The sequence below is a fragment of the Afifella sp. YEN Y35 genome (assembly GCF_047553465.1).
Lineage (GTDB): Bacteria > Pseudomonadota > Alphaproteobacteria > Rhizobiales > Afifellaceae > Afifella > Afifella aestuarii.
On sequence record NZ_CP180203.1, the window covers coordinates 1,251,930 to 1,265,719 of the forward strand.

Annotated in this window: 15 protein-coding genes; 8 read left to right on the top strand and 7 right to left on the bottom strand. The window is 61.8% G+C overall.

The genetic code is table 11. The features are described 5' to 3' along the window. Positions 1-5 precede the first annotated feature (5 nt). Together ACK8CP_RS06045 and rpmG are read left to right on the top strand one after the other, a co-directional pair. Positions 6-1,190, top strand: a complete 1,185-nt coding sequence (locus ACK8CP_RS06045; protein WP_414833673.1) for an MFS transporter — start codon at positions 6-8, stop codon at positions 1,188-1,190. Between the two features lie 62 nt (positions 1,191-1,252). Then, positions 1,253-1,420, top strand: a complete 168-nt coding sequence (rpmG, locus tag ACK8CP_RS06050) for a 50S ribosomal protein L33 (RefSeq protein WP_128294001.1) — start codon at positions 1,253-1,255, stop codon at positions 1,418-1,420. Between the two features lie 465 nt (positions 1,421-1,885). Here rpmG and ACK8CP_RS06055 read toward each other — a convergent pair whose 3' ends face one another. Together ACK8CP_RS06055 and ACK8CP_RS06060 are read right to left on the bottom strand one after the other, a co-directional pair. Continuing rightward, positions 1,886-3,250, bottom strand: a complete 1,365-nt coding sequence (locus ACK8CP_RS06055) for a PleD family two-component system response regulator (protein WP_128294000.1) — start codon at positions 3,248-3,250, stop codon at positions 1,886-1,888. Positions 3,251-3,260: 10 nt separating this feature from the next. Beyond that, on the bottom strand, positions 3,261-3,632 hold the full coding sequence (locus ACK8CP_RS06060) for a response regulator (RefSeq protein WP_092812467.1): 372 nt from the start codon (positions 3,630-3,632) through the stop codon (positions 3,261-3,263). A 147-nt stretch (positions 3,633-3,779) separates the two neighbouring features. On the opposite strand from ACK8CP_RS06060, the gene ACK8CP_RS06065 reads away from it, so the two are divergent. Together ACK8CP_RS06065 and ACK8CP_RS06070 are read left to right on the top strand one after the other, a co-directional pair. After that, positions 3,780-4,025 carry a DUF3572 domain-containing protein gene (locus ACK8CP_RS06065; protein WP_234627902.1) on the top strand — a complete coding sequence of 82 codons (246 nt, stop codon included), beginning with the start codon at positions 3,780-3,782 and terminating at the stop codon, positions 4,023-4,025. Continuing rightward, positions 4,022-5,341, top strand: a complete 1,320-nt coding sequence (locus ACK8CP_RS06070; protein WP_414833674.1) for a DNA polymerase IV — start codon at positions 4,022-4,024, stop codon at positions 5,339-5,341. Before ACK8CP_RS06065 ends, ACK8CP_RS06070 begins: the two co-directional genes overlap by 4 nt. Before the next feature lie 23 nt (positions 5,342-5,364). Here the strand turns inward: ACK8CP_RS06070 and ACK8CP_RS06075 are convergent, their stop codons facing one another. Beyond that, on the bottom strand, positions 5,365-6,228 hold the full coding sequence (locus ACK8CP_RS06075; RefSeq protein ID WP_414833675.1) for a cell envelope integrity EipB family protein: 864 nt from the start codon (positions 6,226-6,228) through the stop codon (positions 5,365-5,367). A 124-nt stretch (positions 6,229-6,352) separates the two neighbouring features. Here ACK8CP_RS06075 and ACK8CP_RS06080 point away from each other — a divergent pair, with 124 nt between their 5' ends. The 4 genes from ACK8CP_RS06080 to ACK8CP_RS06095 all read left to right on the top strand — a co-directional run bounded on the left by ACK8CP_RS06080 (position 6,353) and on the right by ACK8CP_RS06095 (position 9,245). Next, a complete protein-coding gene (locus tag ACK8CP_RS06080) occupies positions 6,353-6,814 on the top strand; it encodes a RidA family protein (RefSeq protein ID WP_414833676.1) in 462 nt (153 codons plus the stop codon). A gap of 4 nt (positions 6,815-6,818) precedes the next feature. Further along, the gene (locus tag ACK8CP_RS06085; protein WP_414833677.1) at positions 6,819-7,538 is read left to right on the top strand and encodes a glycerophosphodiester phosphodiesterase family protein; all 720 of its coding nucleotides are present in this window, start codon (positions 6,819-6,821) and stop codon (positions 7,536-7,538) included. Positions 7,539-7,604: 66 nt separating this feature from the next. Then, positions 7,605-8,780 carry a GNAT family N-acetyltransferase gene (locus ACK8CP_RS06090; protein ID WP_234627898.1) on the top strand — a complete coding sequence of 392 codons (1,176 nt, stop codon included), beginning with the start codon at positions 7,605-7,607 and terminating at the stop codon, positions 8,778-8,780. Between the two features lie 33 nt (positions 8,781-8,813). Further along, positions 8,814-9,245, top strand: a complete 432-nt coding sequence (locus ACK8CP_RS06095; protein ID WP_414833678.1) for an HIT family protein — start codon at positions 8,814-8,816, stop codon at positions 9,243-9,245. Here ACK8CP_RS06095 and ACK8CP_RS06100 read toward each other — a convergent pair whose 3' ends face one another. The 4 genes from ACK8CP_RS06100 to clpS form a co-directional block, all read right to left on the bottom strand. Beyond that, a complete protein-coding gene (locus tag ACK8CP_RS06100; RefSeq protein WP_414833679.1) occupies positions 9,246-9,590 on the bottom strand; it encodes an AzlD domain-containing protein in 345 nt (114 codons plus the stop codon). Beyond that, positions 9,587-10,312, bottom strand: a complete 726-nt coding sequence (locus tag ACK8CP_RS06105; protein WP_414833680.1) for an AzlC family ABC transporter permease — start codon at positions 10,310-10,312, stop codon at positions 9,587-9,589. The genes ACK8CP_RS06100 and ACK8CP_RS06105 overlap by 4 nt, the downstream gene beginning before the upstream one ends. Positions 10,313-10,472: 160 nt before the next feature. After that, positions 10,473-12,890 carry an ATP-dependent Clp protease ATP-binding subunit ClpA gene (gene clpA, locus ACK8CP_RS06110; protein ID WP_414833681.1) on the bottom strand — a complete coding sequence of 806 codons (2,418 nt, stop codon included), beginning with the start codon at positions 12,888-12,890 and terminating at the stop codon, positions 10,473-10,475. A gap of 29 nt (positions 12,891-12,919) precedes the next feature. Further along, the gene (gene clpS, locus ACK8CP_RS06115) at positions 12,920-13,255 is read right to left on the bottom strand and encodes an ATP-dependent Clp protease adapter ClpS (protein WP_092812489.1); all 336 of its coding nucleotides are present in this window, start codon (positions 13,253-13,255) and stop codon (positions 12,920-12,922) included. Positions 13,256-13,790 lie beyond the last annotated feature (535 nt).

The window sequence follows — 13,790 nt, forward strand, 5'->3', positions numbered from 1 at the left end:
TTGAGGTGAGCTTGAGCACCGCGCTCGGTGGACGCCTCGCTGCACTGGGGCTGACCAGGGGCGCGATCGCGGCAATTTCCACCATGATTGCCGTCGGCACGGCAATCAGCCTGTTGTCTCCTCTCGTTGCCTTGACCTTGTCCGGCCGCGGCGTGTCGGAGCGCACGATCGGCTTTCTTGTGGCGACCCTTGCGCTTTCGGCTCTGTTTTCGACGCCGTATGCCCCACGGATCGCGCACCGCTTCGGAACCGCGAGAACCATCTCGTATCTTCTGCCGGCAGCGGCGTGCCTCATTCCCTTCGCATGGTACGTGACGGCGCTGCCCATCCTGTTCGTGCTTTTGTTCGTCTACGGCATGTGCGTGTCGATCTGCTTTGCGCTGTCGGAATTCTGGATCAACGCCGTGACGCCGCATCATCGACGCGGCATCGTCATGGGCATCTACGCCACCTGCCTGTCGATCGGATTCGCCTTCGGGCCGGTCCTGATCTCGATCACGGGGCTCTCCAGCCCCCTTCCCTTCTTCCTGGGCTCGGCCCTGTTCGTGATTGCCGTCATGCCGACATGGATGGCGCGCGACGTCTCTCCCGATTTCTCCGAGAAACCCTCAGGTTCTTTCTTCTCCTTCATCTTCGCGGTGCCGATCGCAACGTTCGGCGTGCTGGTCTTCGCCATGGCCGAATCGTCCGGCTTTGCCTTCCTCCCACTCTGGGGTCAGCATCTTGGATATGCGCCGGCCATTTTTCCGCTGCTCGCCTCGGCGATGACGCTCGGCAATGTCGTCTTCCAGATCCCACTCGGCCTCGTCGCCGACAAGATCGACAAGCGCCTGATCCTGCTCGTCTGCGGACTGGTCGGCTGCCTCGGCATGGTGATCGCGAGTGCGGCGACGGCGAACTGGCTTGTGCTTGCCGCAGTCCTGTTTCTTTGGGGCGGCGCATCGGCGGGACTCTACACGGTCGGACTGGCGCATCTTGCGGCGCGATTCTCAGGCGGTGATCTCGCCTCTGCCAATTCCGCGTTCGTCTTTTGCTATGCTCTCGGGATGCTGATCGGCCCGGTCATGGTGGGCGACGCGATGAATCGCATGCCCACGACCGGTTTCCCGATCGCGATCGGGGCCGCCTTCGGCGCCTATTGCATCATCGCCGCGGCACGCCTGGTGCGTTCGCGCGCCGAGACGCCTTGACTTCCGAAGCCAGAGGGGTCATGTCACCCTCAAATTCCCGCCATTGAGCAAGGACTGAAGCGATGGCCAAGGCCGCGACCATTAAGATTCGTCTGGTGAGCGAGGAAGGTACAGGCACCTTCTACGTCACCAAGAAGAATGCGCGCACGATGACCGAGAAGATGACGAAGCGGAAATATGATCCGAAGCTCAAGAAGCACGTCCTCTTCAAGGAAGCGAAGATCAAGTAGCTTCGCTGCATCAGCGGATTCAAGAAAGGCGCCCTGCGGGGCGCCTTTCTTTTTGTGCGTTCGGATTGCTCTGACTGGGAAAAAAGTGGCCGGCCGGTCGCGACAATCGAGGAGGCCACGTGTCGCGGCCGGACCGGCCGACCCCACGGCGCCCAGGAGATGCGGCGGACCTGAGCAAGTCCATGGGGTATCTCGCAAAACCCTAAACCCGATCGGTGGGCTCAATGTGCAATTGAGCGCAAGGAACGGCGCGAATCCAGCCTGCGGTAAACAATTGGTAAATTCTAACGTGCACAATTGTACCAAAATGGAACAGGCTCTCTCCCCTTCCAGAAAAGCACTTATTTTATATCGACTTACGCCATCCCTAAAAGTTGGGGACAACTGCGCACAGAGCTCCTGCGAGCGAAATGGTCAGACAGGACAGGTCGCCAGCCGATGACGTCGGGTCTCGCGGCGCCTCGCTCAGGCGGCCTGAGCGACGCGATTACGGCCGGCGGCTTTCGCCTCGTAGAGCGCCTTGTCGGCGCGTTTGATGAGTTTGCCCGGGGTGTCCTCGGGCCCTTCCAGGCGCGACAAACCGATGCTGACCGTCACGGGGAGCTTTTGCCCTTCCCGAGTGGTGAACGGCTCCGCCTCGACATCGCCGCGCAGACGCTCGGCAATCAGCACAGCCTGCTCGATGGCCGTCTCCGGCATGACGACGAGAAACTCTTCTCCCCCGAATCGGACGATGAGATCGATGCCCCGCACGCCTTTCCGCAGGCGCGTGGAAAACTCCCGCAACACGTCATCGCCGGCATCATGGCCGTAACGGTCGTTGATGCTTTTGAAGAAGTCGATATCGAAAAGAAGGATGGAGACCGGCTTACCGTGCTCGACCGATCGGCTGAGCAGCGACACGAGATGACTGTCGAGATAACGGCGGTTGTGCAATCCGGTCAGGGGATCGGTGATGGCCAGCTCGACGGCGTTGGTGACCATCGAGCGCAGCCGATCCGAATAACGTTTGCGCCGCAACTGGGTCGTCACGCGCGCGCGGAGTTCTGCTTCATCGAGCGGACGGACGATATAATCGTTTATTCCAAAATCGAGTGCGCGACGCAGCTTCGCGCTTTCGTCGGGATCGGTCACGATGAGGATAGGAACGTAGCGCAGATGATCGATCGATTTGATCTGCGAGCATAAGCGCAGCCCGTCCTGACCTGACAACGAGAGGCTAACGATGAGAAGGTCGTAGACCGAGGTCTCGACGGCGGCGAGAGCCTCCGGAGCCGTGGTGACGAAATCGGCATCGACGTCGCGACCAAGCGCCTTGCGCAGATGGCGGGTGGAACTTTCCCGGTCATCGACAACCAGAATCCGCGACCCTTTGAGCTGCGGGCTCGTGAAGATGGCTCGCGAATCGACTCCGACAGACTGCATGGCGGCGGCGCGCAGATTGAGCTCGTCGGTCACGCTCTTCAGCCGTACGAGACTGCGCACGCGCGTAAGGAGTTCGATCTCGCTCACGGGCTTGGTCAGGAAATCGTCGGCCCCACAGCGGAGCCCTTTGACCTTGTCTTCCGCAGAATCGAGAGCGGTCACCATGATGACCGGAATATCGGCCGTTTCCGCCTGGTTCTTGAGCGCCTTGCAGACATCGAAACCGGTCAGCCCCGGCATCATCACATCCAGGAGAATGAGATCGAGACGCTCGCGCGAGGCGATCTCGAGAGCCTCCTCGCCGGAGAGCGCGGTCCGGACGTCGAAATAGTCCAACTGAAGCCGCGCTTCGAGCAACCTCACATTCGCGGCAACATCATCGACGACCAGGATACGCGCTGTCACGTTTCAACCCTCATGCGTCGCCGATGTAATTGCGAACATTCTCGATGAAGGAGGCGACGGAGATCGGCTTCGACAAATAGCCTTCGCATCCCCCCTGCCGTATGCGCTCCTCGTCGCCCTTCATGGCGAAAGCTGTTACAGCGATAACGGGAATGTGCTTCAGCTCATCGTCTTGTTTGATGAGGCGCGTGACCTCCAGCCCCGAAATCTCCGGAAGCTGGATGTCCATGATGATGAGATCGGGCCGTTCGGTCTTCAGTGTCTCCAGCGCTTCGTACCCGTTGCGCATGGGGAGCGTCCCGTAGCCCTTGGCCCTCAAAAGATCGTTGAAGAGCTTCATATTGAGCTCATTGTCTTCAACGATCATGACTGTCTTCGGCATGAATACGCCTCTTTGGACGACGGGTCGAAGCGGTTGAGGATCCGCCGAAACCGCGCATAATTTGACATAAGCCTTTTAAGGAAAGGCAAACACAACATGATCAGAGCCCGCCGAATATCCAGAGACCGTGCCGAGGAAATCGCGGTCATGGCCCTCGGCCATATCGCCTCCAGGCCAGATCTGCTCGGACGTTATCTCGACCTGACGGGTCTGCGGCCCGACGGCCTTCGACAAGCCGCGAGCGAGCCGGGTTTCCTCGCCGGCACTTTGACCTTTCTGTTGGCACATGAGCCGGACCTCTTCGATTTCGCCGAAGCCGCGGAGCTGCACCCGGAGGAAGTCGTCGAAGCGGCGCGCCAATTGGGGGCCAAAGAGCTGCCGCAGGTGGGATGAGCGGGACCGTGCCTGGGGCTTCCTCAAAGACGCTGTGCCGCGACTGCCTCGCCCGCTACGACGTGCCCTTGTCACGCTGCCGCGCCTGTGGCAGCCCACGGGTCGTCCAGCATGGCGAACTCTTTGAACTCGCGATCGCGCATATCGATTGCGACGCTTTCTATGCGGCGATCGAGAAGCGCGACGACCCCAGCCTCGCCGATCATGCCGTCATCATCGGCGGGGGCAAACGGGGCGTCGTCGCAACCTGCTGCTATATCGCCCGAATCAAGGGCGTGCGCTCGGCGATGCCGATGTTCAAGGCGCGCCAGCTCTGCCCCGAAGCCGTCATCATACGCCCCGATATGGCAAAGTACGGCGCTGTCGGCCGCGACGTTCGAGCGATGATGCTGGAATTGACGCCGGCCGTTGAACCGCTCTCGATCGACGAAGCCTTCCTCGACCTCTCCGGGACGGAAAGGCTGCATCATGCCCCGCCGGCGGCGGTTCTCGCCGCCTTTGCGCAGCGGGTGGAGAGAGAGATCGGCATCAGCGTCTCCGTCGGACTCAGCCACAACAAGTTCCTCGCCAAGATCGCGTCCGATCTCGACAAGCCGCGCGGCTTTTCCGTTCTCGGCCGAAACGAGACGATGGATTTCCTCGCCCGCCAAAAAGTGACGGTCATCTGGGGCGTCGGGGCCGCCATGCAGCGTCGGCTGGAGAAAGACGGCATCGCCACGATCGGCCAGATTCAAGGCATGGAGGAAAGCGTTCTGGCACGCCGCTATGGCGCCATGGGATTGCGGCTCGCCCAGCTTTCGCAGGGTCACGACGCACGGCCCGTCAAGTCCGAGCGGGAGGCGAAGAGCATTTCGGCCGAGACCACATTCGAAACCGACCTCGCTCTCGAGAGCGAATTGATGCCCGTCCTGCGGCGACTCTCCGAAAAGGTCTCAGCCCGCCTCAAGGAAAAGACGCTTGCCGGCCAGACCGTCGTGCTCAAGCTCAAGACGTCGGATTTCCGCACGCTGACCCGCAGTCGCGCCCTGAGCGATCCGACGTCGCTCGCCGACAAGATCTTTCGCAACGGGCGCGAGCTTCTTCTGAAAGAGCTCGGCGGCTCGTCTTACCGGCTTCTCGGCATCGGCGTCAGCGAACTTCAGGATGCTGCGCGGGCCGACCCGCTCGATCTTCTCGATCCGGAAGCCGGCCGCCGCGCTCAGGTGGAAGAAGCGATCGACCGGATCCGCGCAAAATTCGGTGCGCACGGTGTCGATTTCGGACTCACCTTCGAGGCGGGAAAGCCCAAGAAGCGAGAAGGCGACACGCGCATCTGAGCGTCTGATTTGTGCGAGCTGCGCTACTGGCTCTTGCAGGGCTTGCTGGCGAGCGGCTCAATCCGCTGGAGCTCCCCGTTGAGAACATAGTCGCCATAATCCATCACCAGATTGCGCGTGACACCGTTCTCGTAGAGCGTGAAGCTCATCTGATAAGCCGGCATTTCTTCACCGCTTTCCGGCTTCGCTTCCTCGCCATCCTTGAAGTAGGCGACCGATACCGGCCAGTGCCGGCACTTGACGAGCGGACTGTCCGGCAGACCAGAAGGAGTGCCATCGGCCGTCAGTTTGTCCGGCAGGCCGATGACTGCAGTCGCCGTGTCCGCCGTCTCACCTGAGCCTGAGCCTTCATAGATCACGCTCGACAAAAAACGTTGATCGGTACGGGCAGCAGCAAGCAGCGCATTGAGATGCTGGCCCGGAAAAAGCGGGGCCGCGCCGAGCTCGACCGTCTTGTCCTTTGGCGTCGTCAGATCGACGACCACTTTGCCGTTCTGCCGGTGCGCCACGCCCTCGATCTGCTCGACCACCTGATCATTGAGATAGGTGTCTGAGGAAAAGCGGTAGAGGCCGCCCTGCCCGTCTTCGAACGTCGACACGCGGAAATCGAGGAGGCGATCTCCCCCCTCTCCGCCGACCAGATTGACGACGAGGCGCTGCGTCATCGTATAGCCTTCGCAGGCGTTGCCGGAGACCTCGAAAACCATGCGCCCGCGAGCATCGGTGATGCCTGACGCATCCGTCGACTTCGCCAGCGTGATAGCGTAGACGGCGCGATGCGGCACCGGAGCGGTCACCGGCTGAGGGGCTGGCAGAGGCGTCGCCGCGGTCAGAAAACCCATGGCGAGCATCGAGACGGCAAGATGAACAGGACGGATCGTCTGCATGGGCGGCTTCAAGACCAGGAGTGCGGCGAAAGCGAGACGGCTTTCGCTTCAGCCGTCAGAATGAACGCGACTGGCAGAAAATCAACCGATTAGACTGCAGCGCGCAATGCGCGGGAGATATGAGATGAGCGTCACGGACAAGCTGGCAACCCTGGGTATCACACTGCCGAAGGCAGCGGCACCGGCGGCCAATTACAAGAGTTACAGCCGCCATGGCGACCTCCTGTTCATTTCCGGCCAGCTGCCGATCGAGGCGGGCCAGCTCGCCGTGACAGGCAAGCTCGGCGGCGCGCTCGCCGTGGCCGATGGCCAAAAGGCAGCCCGTCTCTGCGCCATCAATATTCTGGCACAGATCAACGCCGCCCTTGATGGCGATTGGGATAGGCTCGGCGCTCTCGTGAAAATCACTGGATTTGTGGCGAGCGATCCCTCGTTCGCCGAGCAGCATCTCGTGATCAACGGCGCCTCCGATCTCCTCGCCGAGGTGCTCGGTGAACGCGGGATGCATTCCCGTTCGGCGGTCGGCGTACCCGCGCTGCCGCTCGACGCAGCGGTCGAGATCGAAGCCGTCGTGGCAATCGGCTGAAGCTATGTCGCGTTTCGGCTCGCTTTCGTTTATCGCATCGCGTCCCCTCGCCCATCGCGGACTGCACGACGTCTCGAAGGGCCGGCCTGAAAACTCACTCGCGGCTTTCGAGGCCGCGATCGAGCACGGTTACGGAATCGAATGTGATGCGCATCCCTCTGCCGACGGCGTTGCAATGGTCTTTCATGACGACGAGCTGGCGCGCATGACGGGAGCCGAAGGCGCGTTTCGCGACCGGAAGGCGGAGGATCTGGTGCCCCTTCGGCTTTCGGGCACCAAAGAGACCATCCCTAGGCTTTCCGACCTTTTCTCGCTCGTCGGGGGCCGCGTGCCCATCGTCCTCGAGCTGAAGAGCATCCCCTCGCGGGACGCAGGATTTGCGGAAGTGATCGGAAAAACCATCGCCGATTACGACGGGCCGCTTGCCATCATGTCGTTCGATCCTTTTTTGCTCCACGATATGCAGCGGGTGACGCGCGCCCGTCCGCTCGGGCTGACCCTCGAAGGCAACGTCACAGCCTGCCATTGCCATATCGCGGCGATCCAGCGACTGGGCCTCGATTTCGCCTCGTGCCGGGTCGCCGACCTTCCTCATTTCGCACCGCTTTTCCGTGAAGCGGCGCCCGACAACCCGCTCATCTGCTGGACCGTGCGAAACCGGAAGCAGCGGGAGACAGCCGAAAGGTGGAGCGATCAGATCACGTTCGAGGGTTTTATGGCCTGAGAAGCTTCATCCAATTCTTCTCTCGCCGCCATTGCGGCAGGCGTCTTTCGCATTACCATTGCCCGCATGGAGAACGGCTCCTCTTCCATCAATCTGCGTGTGATCTCCGGCTTGCGCGAGATCGACCGCCTGGCGTGGGATCGCTGCGCCAATCCACCCGGCACCGACGTCAACCCCTTCCTGTCCTGGGACTTTCTGGAGGCATTGGAGCGGGCCGGCTGCGCCACGGCCCGCACCGGATGGGCGCCTCGTCACCTCGTTGCAGGTGGTGAGAGCAGCGAGGTCTGGGGCGTTGTCCCGTGCTATCTGAAAAGCCACTCGCAGGGCGAATACGTCTTCGACTACGGCTGGGCCGATGCGTTCGAGCGGGCGGGCGGGCGCTACTATCCCAAGATCCAGGTGTCCGTCCCCTTCACTCCGGTCACCGGCCGCCGTCTTCTCGTGGCGCCAGGCCCCGAAGCCGAGGCGCGGCGTCAAATTCTTGCGGCCGGCATTGCCGAAGTCACCCGACTGCACGATGCCTCCTCGGCCCATGTCACCTTTCTGCCGGAGGCGGAGGCGTCAGAACTGGAAGATGTCGGTTTCCTCGTCCGTACCGACCAGCAGTTTCACTGGACGAACAACGGCTATGAAACGTTCGAGGATTTTCTGGGCGACCTCTCCTCGCGCAAGCGCAAGGGCATCCGGAAGGAACGCCGCGACGCCCTGGAAGACGGCGTGGAGGTGGAGTGGGTTTCAGGCGCCGACCTCACCGAGGCGCATTGGGACGCCTTCTTCGAGTTTTATATGGACACCGGCGCCCGCAAATGGGGTCGCCCCTATCTCAATCGCAGGTTCTTCTCGCTGATCGGCGAACGCATGGCCGACCAGATCGTCTTGATCCTCGCCAGACGCGCCGGCCGCTACGTCGCGGGCGCGCTCAACTTCATCGGCAGCGATACGCTTTACGGACGCTATTGGGGCTGCATCGAAGAGCATCCCTGCCTGCACTTCGAGCTCTGCTATTATCAGGCGATCGACTATGCCCTCGCGCATGGGCTCACGCGCGTCGAAGCGGGCGCCCAGGGACCCCACAAGCTCGCCCGAGGCTACGTGCCGGTCACCACCTACTCCGCTCACCTCATCGCCGAACCGAGATTTCGTCGCGCCGTGGCGGATTACCTTGCAAGCGAGCGGCGACACGTGGAATTGGAAAATCGCATCCTCGCCGAGCACACGCCGTTCCGAAAGGGAGAGGCCTGAGGCGAGCCCAGCGGCATATTCAAGGAGCGCGCAATGAGCCAGCCCTACGACAACGACAATGTCTTCGCCAAAATCCTCCGCGGCGAGATCCCGGCGATCAAGCTCTTCGAGGACGACCACACGCTCGCCATCATGGACATCATGCCCCGTGGCGACGGTCACTGCCTGGTCATTCCGAAAGCGCCGTCGCGCAACATTCTCGATATCGACCTGAACGATCTGCAGAACCTCATGGCCACCGTGCAAAGGCTCGGCCGCGCCGTGGTCAAAGCCTTTGAAGCCGATGGACTTACGATCAGCCAGTTTTCCGAGCCAGCCGGCGGTCAGGTGATTTTCCACACGCACTTCCACGTGCTGCCGCGCTTCGAGGGTGTCGAGTTGAAGCCGCATAGCGGCGAGATGGCGGATCAGGCCGTCCTTCAGGAGCAGGCGATGAAGATCAAAGCCGCCCTTGGTGGAGCTTGATCACAGAGCGCTGAAAGCCCAGGCGGCGCCGAGGAGCGCCGCCTCTGCGGCGAGCACTCCGACAAGAACGCTCTTCCGGCCGAACCAGAAAGCCACATAGCCAAAAGCGCCCGCCCCCAGTCGGATCAAAAGCGGCACTTCAGCGAGAGCCCCGCTCGGCGAAACGATCAGATTGCCGATGACGCCAGCGACAAGAGCCGTCGCGACGGCCCGCACCCATAAGAGAAGATCCGATTCTTCCTTGAGACGCGCGCCGACGAGGACGCCGAGCCAGCGCCAGATATCTGTCGCGCATGTGCCGGCGATCAGAATGAAGAGATACGGGGCGAAATCGCTTTGCGTCATGCGCCAGTCTTCTTGGCGCGCAGAAGCTTGTGGGCTCCGAAGGCGAGAGTTCCGCCGATCACTCCGGCCCAAAGGAGATCGAGGCCAATCCCTGACGCCCGCAAGACAGGCCCCAGCACAAGGCCAAAGACCAGCGCGAGACGCTCGGCGGCAAGGCGCGCCGAGGCCGTCAGAGCCGTCAAAAAATACATCGGCGTGAGGAAGAAGAGGCCAGCCGCCAACAGCGGCGGCAGAGAAGCCGCGCTCACGTAGCTGATCGCAGTGATGCAGACATTCACGGAGATGAGGGTCGCGCCAAACCCGGCGAAATAGGCCGCACGCTTGTCCGGCGGCGTGTCACGCAGGCGCATCACGCTCCACACCCAGGCCGTCACGGCAACGCAGTGAGACATGAGGATGAGCTGCCATTTGCGGGTCTTCGGGCCACGCACAAGTGGCACCCATGCCGCCGTCATCGGCATCAGACGGATGGCGGAGAGCGCAACGGCAACGCCTGCAACGACGACAGATGTTCCCGTCGCCATGGCGCCCACGAGCACGAGCTGGCTCGGCAAAGCCCAGACGAAGCCGGTCATGAAGACGGCCTGCCCGAGGGTGATCCCCGATTCCCGGCACAAGACGCCGAAACCGATGAAAGACGCCATCAGAATAAAGGCTGGCACCGAGACGATGCCGCCCACTCCGCGCAGGAACCAGCGCAGTCCTGTATCTTCGTCGCGCATTGGCTCCTGCATTCTTCGGGAGATGGCGGGAGGGTCGCGAACGTCCCGAGACGGAAGATCGCCGGGCGCTGCATGGAAAAGCCGGCGCGCCAGAAGGCGAACCGGCCCGCTTCGGAGAAGAGGACGATGGGCCTGCCGCCCACCGTCCTCTTTGAGGGTCTTACTCCACTTTCAATGGCACGCTCGGCACCGAGCCTCCGCCCTTCTTCGGCGGTTTCTTGCTTTCGGCCTTGGTACGCTTGGTCGAACTCTTGCTCTTCAACGCGGGCTTCGGCTTCGGCCGGGCATTTTCGTCCGGGATCGATTCGAGCTTCAGGCCCGTGGTCCCGTCTTCCTTCTCCTCAACCGTCACCTTGACGATGCCGCCCTTCTGCAAGCGCCCGAACAGCACCTCTTCGGCCAGAGGCTTCTTGATCACCTCCTGGATGAGGCGGCCAAGCGGGCGAGCACCCATACGCTCGTCGTAGCCGTTCTCGGCAAGCCAGGTCGTTGCCGCCTCGTCGAGCTCGAAGGTGACGCCGCGATCGGCAAGCTGAGCCTCAAGCTGCAGAATAAACTTCTGCACGATCATGTTGACCACCGCCGGCGGCAGCGAGCCGAACGCGATCGTGGCGTCGAGACGGTTGCGGAATTCCGGCGTGAACAGGCGGTTGATCGCCTCCTCGTCGTCGCCGGTGCGCTTGCTCGATGCAAACCCGATCGCCGGCTTGGCGAGATCGGCGGCTCCCGCATTGGTCGTCATGATGAGGATGACGTTGCGGAAGTCGACCTGCTTGCCGTTGTGATCGGTCAGCTTGCCGTGATCCATCACCTGCAGAAGGATATTGAAGATATCCGGGTGCGCCTTCTCGATCTCGTCGAGCAGGAGCACGCAATGCGGGTGCTGGTCGATGCCATCCGTCAGGATGCCGCCCTGATCGAAGCCGACATAACCTGGAGGCGCACCGATCAGACGCGAGACGGTGTGCCGCTCCATATATTCCGACATGTCGAAACGCAGGAGATGCACACCGAGCAGATCCGCGAGCTGACGCGCCACTTCCGTCTTGCCGACGCCGGTCGGGCCGGAGAAGAGGTAATTGCCGATCGGCTTCTCGGGTTCGCGCAGGCCCGCACGTGCGAGCTTGATCGCCGAGGAAAGCGCTTCGATCGCCTGCTCCTGCCCGAACACGACGCGCTTCAGGTTGGTCTCCAGATGCTGGAGCACCTCCGCGTCGTCCCTCGAGACCGACTTCGGCGGAATCCGCGCCATGGTCGCGATCGTGGATTCGATCTCCTTCACGCCGATCAGCTTCTTGCGCCGGCTCTCCGGCATCAGCTTCTGCGAGGCACCGCTCTCGTCGATGACATCGATCGCTTTATCGGGGAGCTTGCGGTCGTTGATATAGCGGGCCGAGAGCTCCACCGCCGTGCGGATGGCATCGTTGGTGTAGCGAACCTCGTGATGCTCCTCGAAGTACGGCTTCAAGCCTTTGAGGATGTCGACGGTGTCGGGGATCGAAGGCTCGTTCACGTCGATCTTCTGGAAGCGCCGGACAAGCGCCCGGTCCTTTTCGAAGAACTGGCGATATTCCTTGTAGGTGGTGGAGCCGATGCAGCGGATCGAACCGGAAGCCAGAGCCGGCTTCAAGAGGTTCGACGCATCCATCGCGCCGCCCGACGTGGCACCCGCACCGATCACAGTGTGGATCTCGTCGATGAACATCACCGCGCCCGGAAACGCCTCGATCTCCTTGATGACCTGCTTCAGACGCTCCTCGAAGTCGCCGCGATACCGCGTGCCAGCAAGAAGAGCGCCCATGTCGAGGGCAAAGATCGTGGCGTCCTTGAGAACGTCCGGCACATTGCCTTCCACGATGCGCTTGGCCAGCCCCTCGGCAATGGCCGTCTTGCCGACGCCGGGATCGCCGACATAGAGCGGGTTGTTCTTCGAGCGACGGCACAGGACCTGGATCGTACGCCGCACCTCGCCTTCACGGCCGATCAAGGGATCGATTTTCCCGCGGATGGCCTTTTCGTTGAGGTTGACGCACCAGGCGTCGAGCGCATTGCCGGCGGAAGCCTCGCCCTCCTCGTCCGGCGCGGCCTTGCCCGGGGTCTCGGGAGCACCCTTGGAGGGCCTCGGCTCCGACAGGCCCGGGCGCTTCGCAATGCCGTGCGAGATGTAATTCACCGCGTCGTAGCGCGTCATATCCTGCTCTTGCAGGAAATAGGCCGCATGGCTCTCGCGCTCCGCGAAGATCGCAACGAGCACATTGGCTCCCGTCACTTCTTCACGGCCGGAGGATTGCACGTGGATGACGGCACGCTGGATGACGCGTTGGAAGCCGGCTGTCGGCTTTGAATCGTCCTCCGTCTGGCTCACGAGGTTGGCAAGCTCTGTATCGACGTATTCCGTCAGATCAGTTTTCAACCGGTCCAGATCGACACCGCAAGCGCGCATGACGGCGGCGGCGTCTTTGTCATCGACGAGCGCCAAGAGCAGATGCTCAAGCGTTGCGTATTCCTGACTACGTTCGTTTGCCGAAGCGAGCGCTCTGTGCAGCGCCAGCTCCAGTGAGCGGGAAAATGATGGCACGTTATAGCCCTTCCGATCGACTCCGTTCGCTACTTCTTTTCCATTACGCATTGCAGAGGATGCTGGTGCTGGCGTGCAAAGTCCATCACCTGAGTCACTTTTGTCTCTGCCACCTCGTAAGTGAACACGCCGCACTCACCGACGCCGTTGTTGTGCACGTGAAGCATGATCTGCGTCGCCGCTTCCTGGTTCTTCTGGAAGAAACGCATCAAGACGTGCACGACGAACTCCATCGGCGTGTAATCGTCGTTCAGGAGAAGGACGCGGTAGAGGTTCGGACGCTGGGTTTTCGGCTTCGTCTTTGTGACGACAACCGTCCCGGTGCCATTTTTGTTGCCGGAATCGTCGCGGTCGTCTTTGGCCATGAAACGCCTCGGTCTCCCCTTATCTATCCCTCCTGCCAAACCGTAATTTAGGTAGGCTCGGGTGGAATGCTAGAGCCGTTCGTAGGCGCTGTGTAGGGGCAGCCGGCCACAGAATTTCAAAAAGCTCGAAGAGCGGATGGCTGAAACGCCGGTTGAGCGAAGGGCGAAACGATGTTCGAACGGGATGTGGTCGAGGATCTTTGACTCGGCCTTTGCCCTCGCATCGATCGGACCGACCGCAATCGCAGCCTTGCCCGACGGATCGACCGCCAAGGCAAATTCTCATCGCGGAAAATTTCTCTCGCTCCTCCTCCTTGCCAGCGTCGCCACGATCGCACGGGGCGGCGACAGCCCCCTCGCGGCGGCCGCCATCTCGTTTCTCGCCTTCGCGCTAGCGCATGGGCCTTTCTAGGGTATCGGCCTCTATCTCTGGCCGCGTGACATTCCCGTCCGGATCGTCGGCCATGTGCTCACCGACCTCAACGGTCTCGTCATGGCCCCACGCCTTGGAGGAGACCGAAACCCGTAGGCCAGT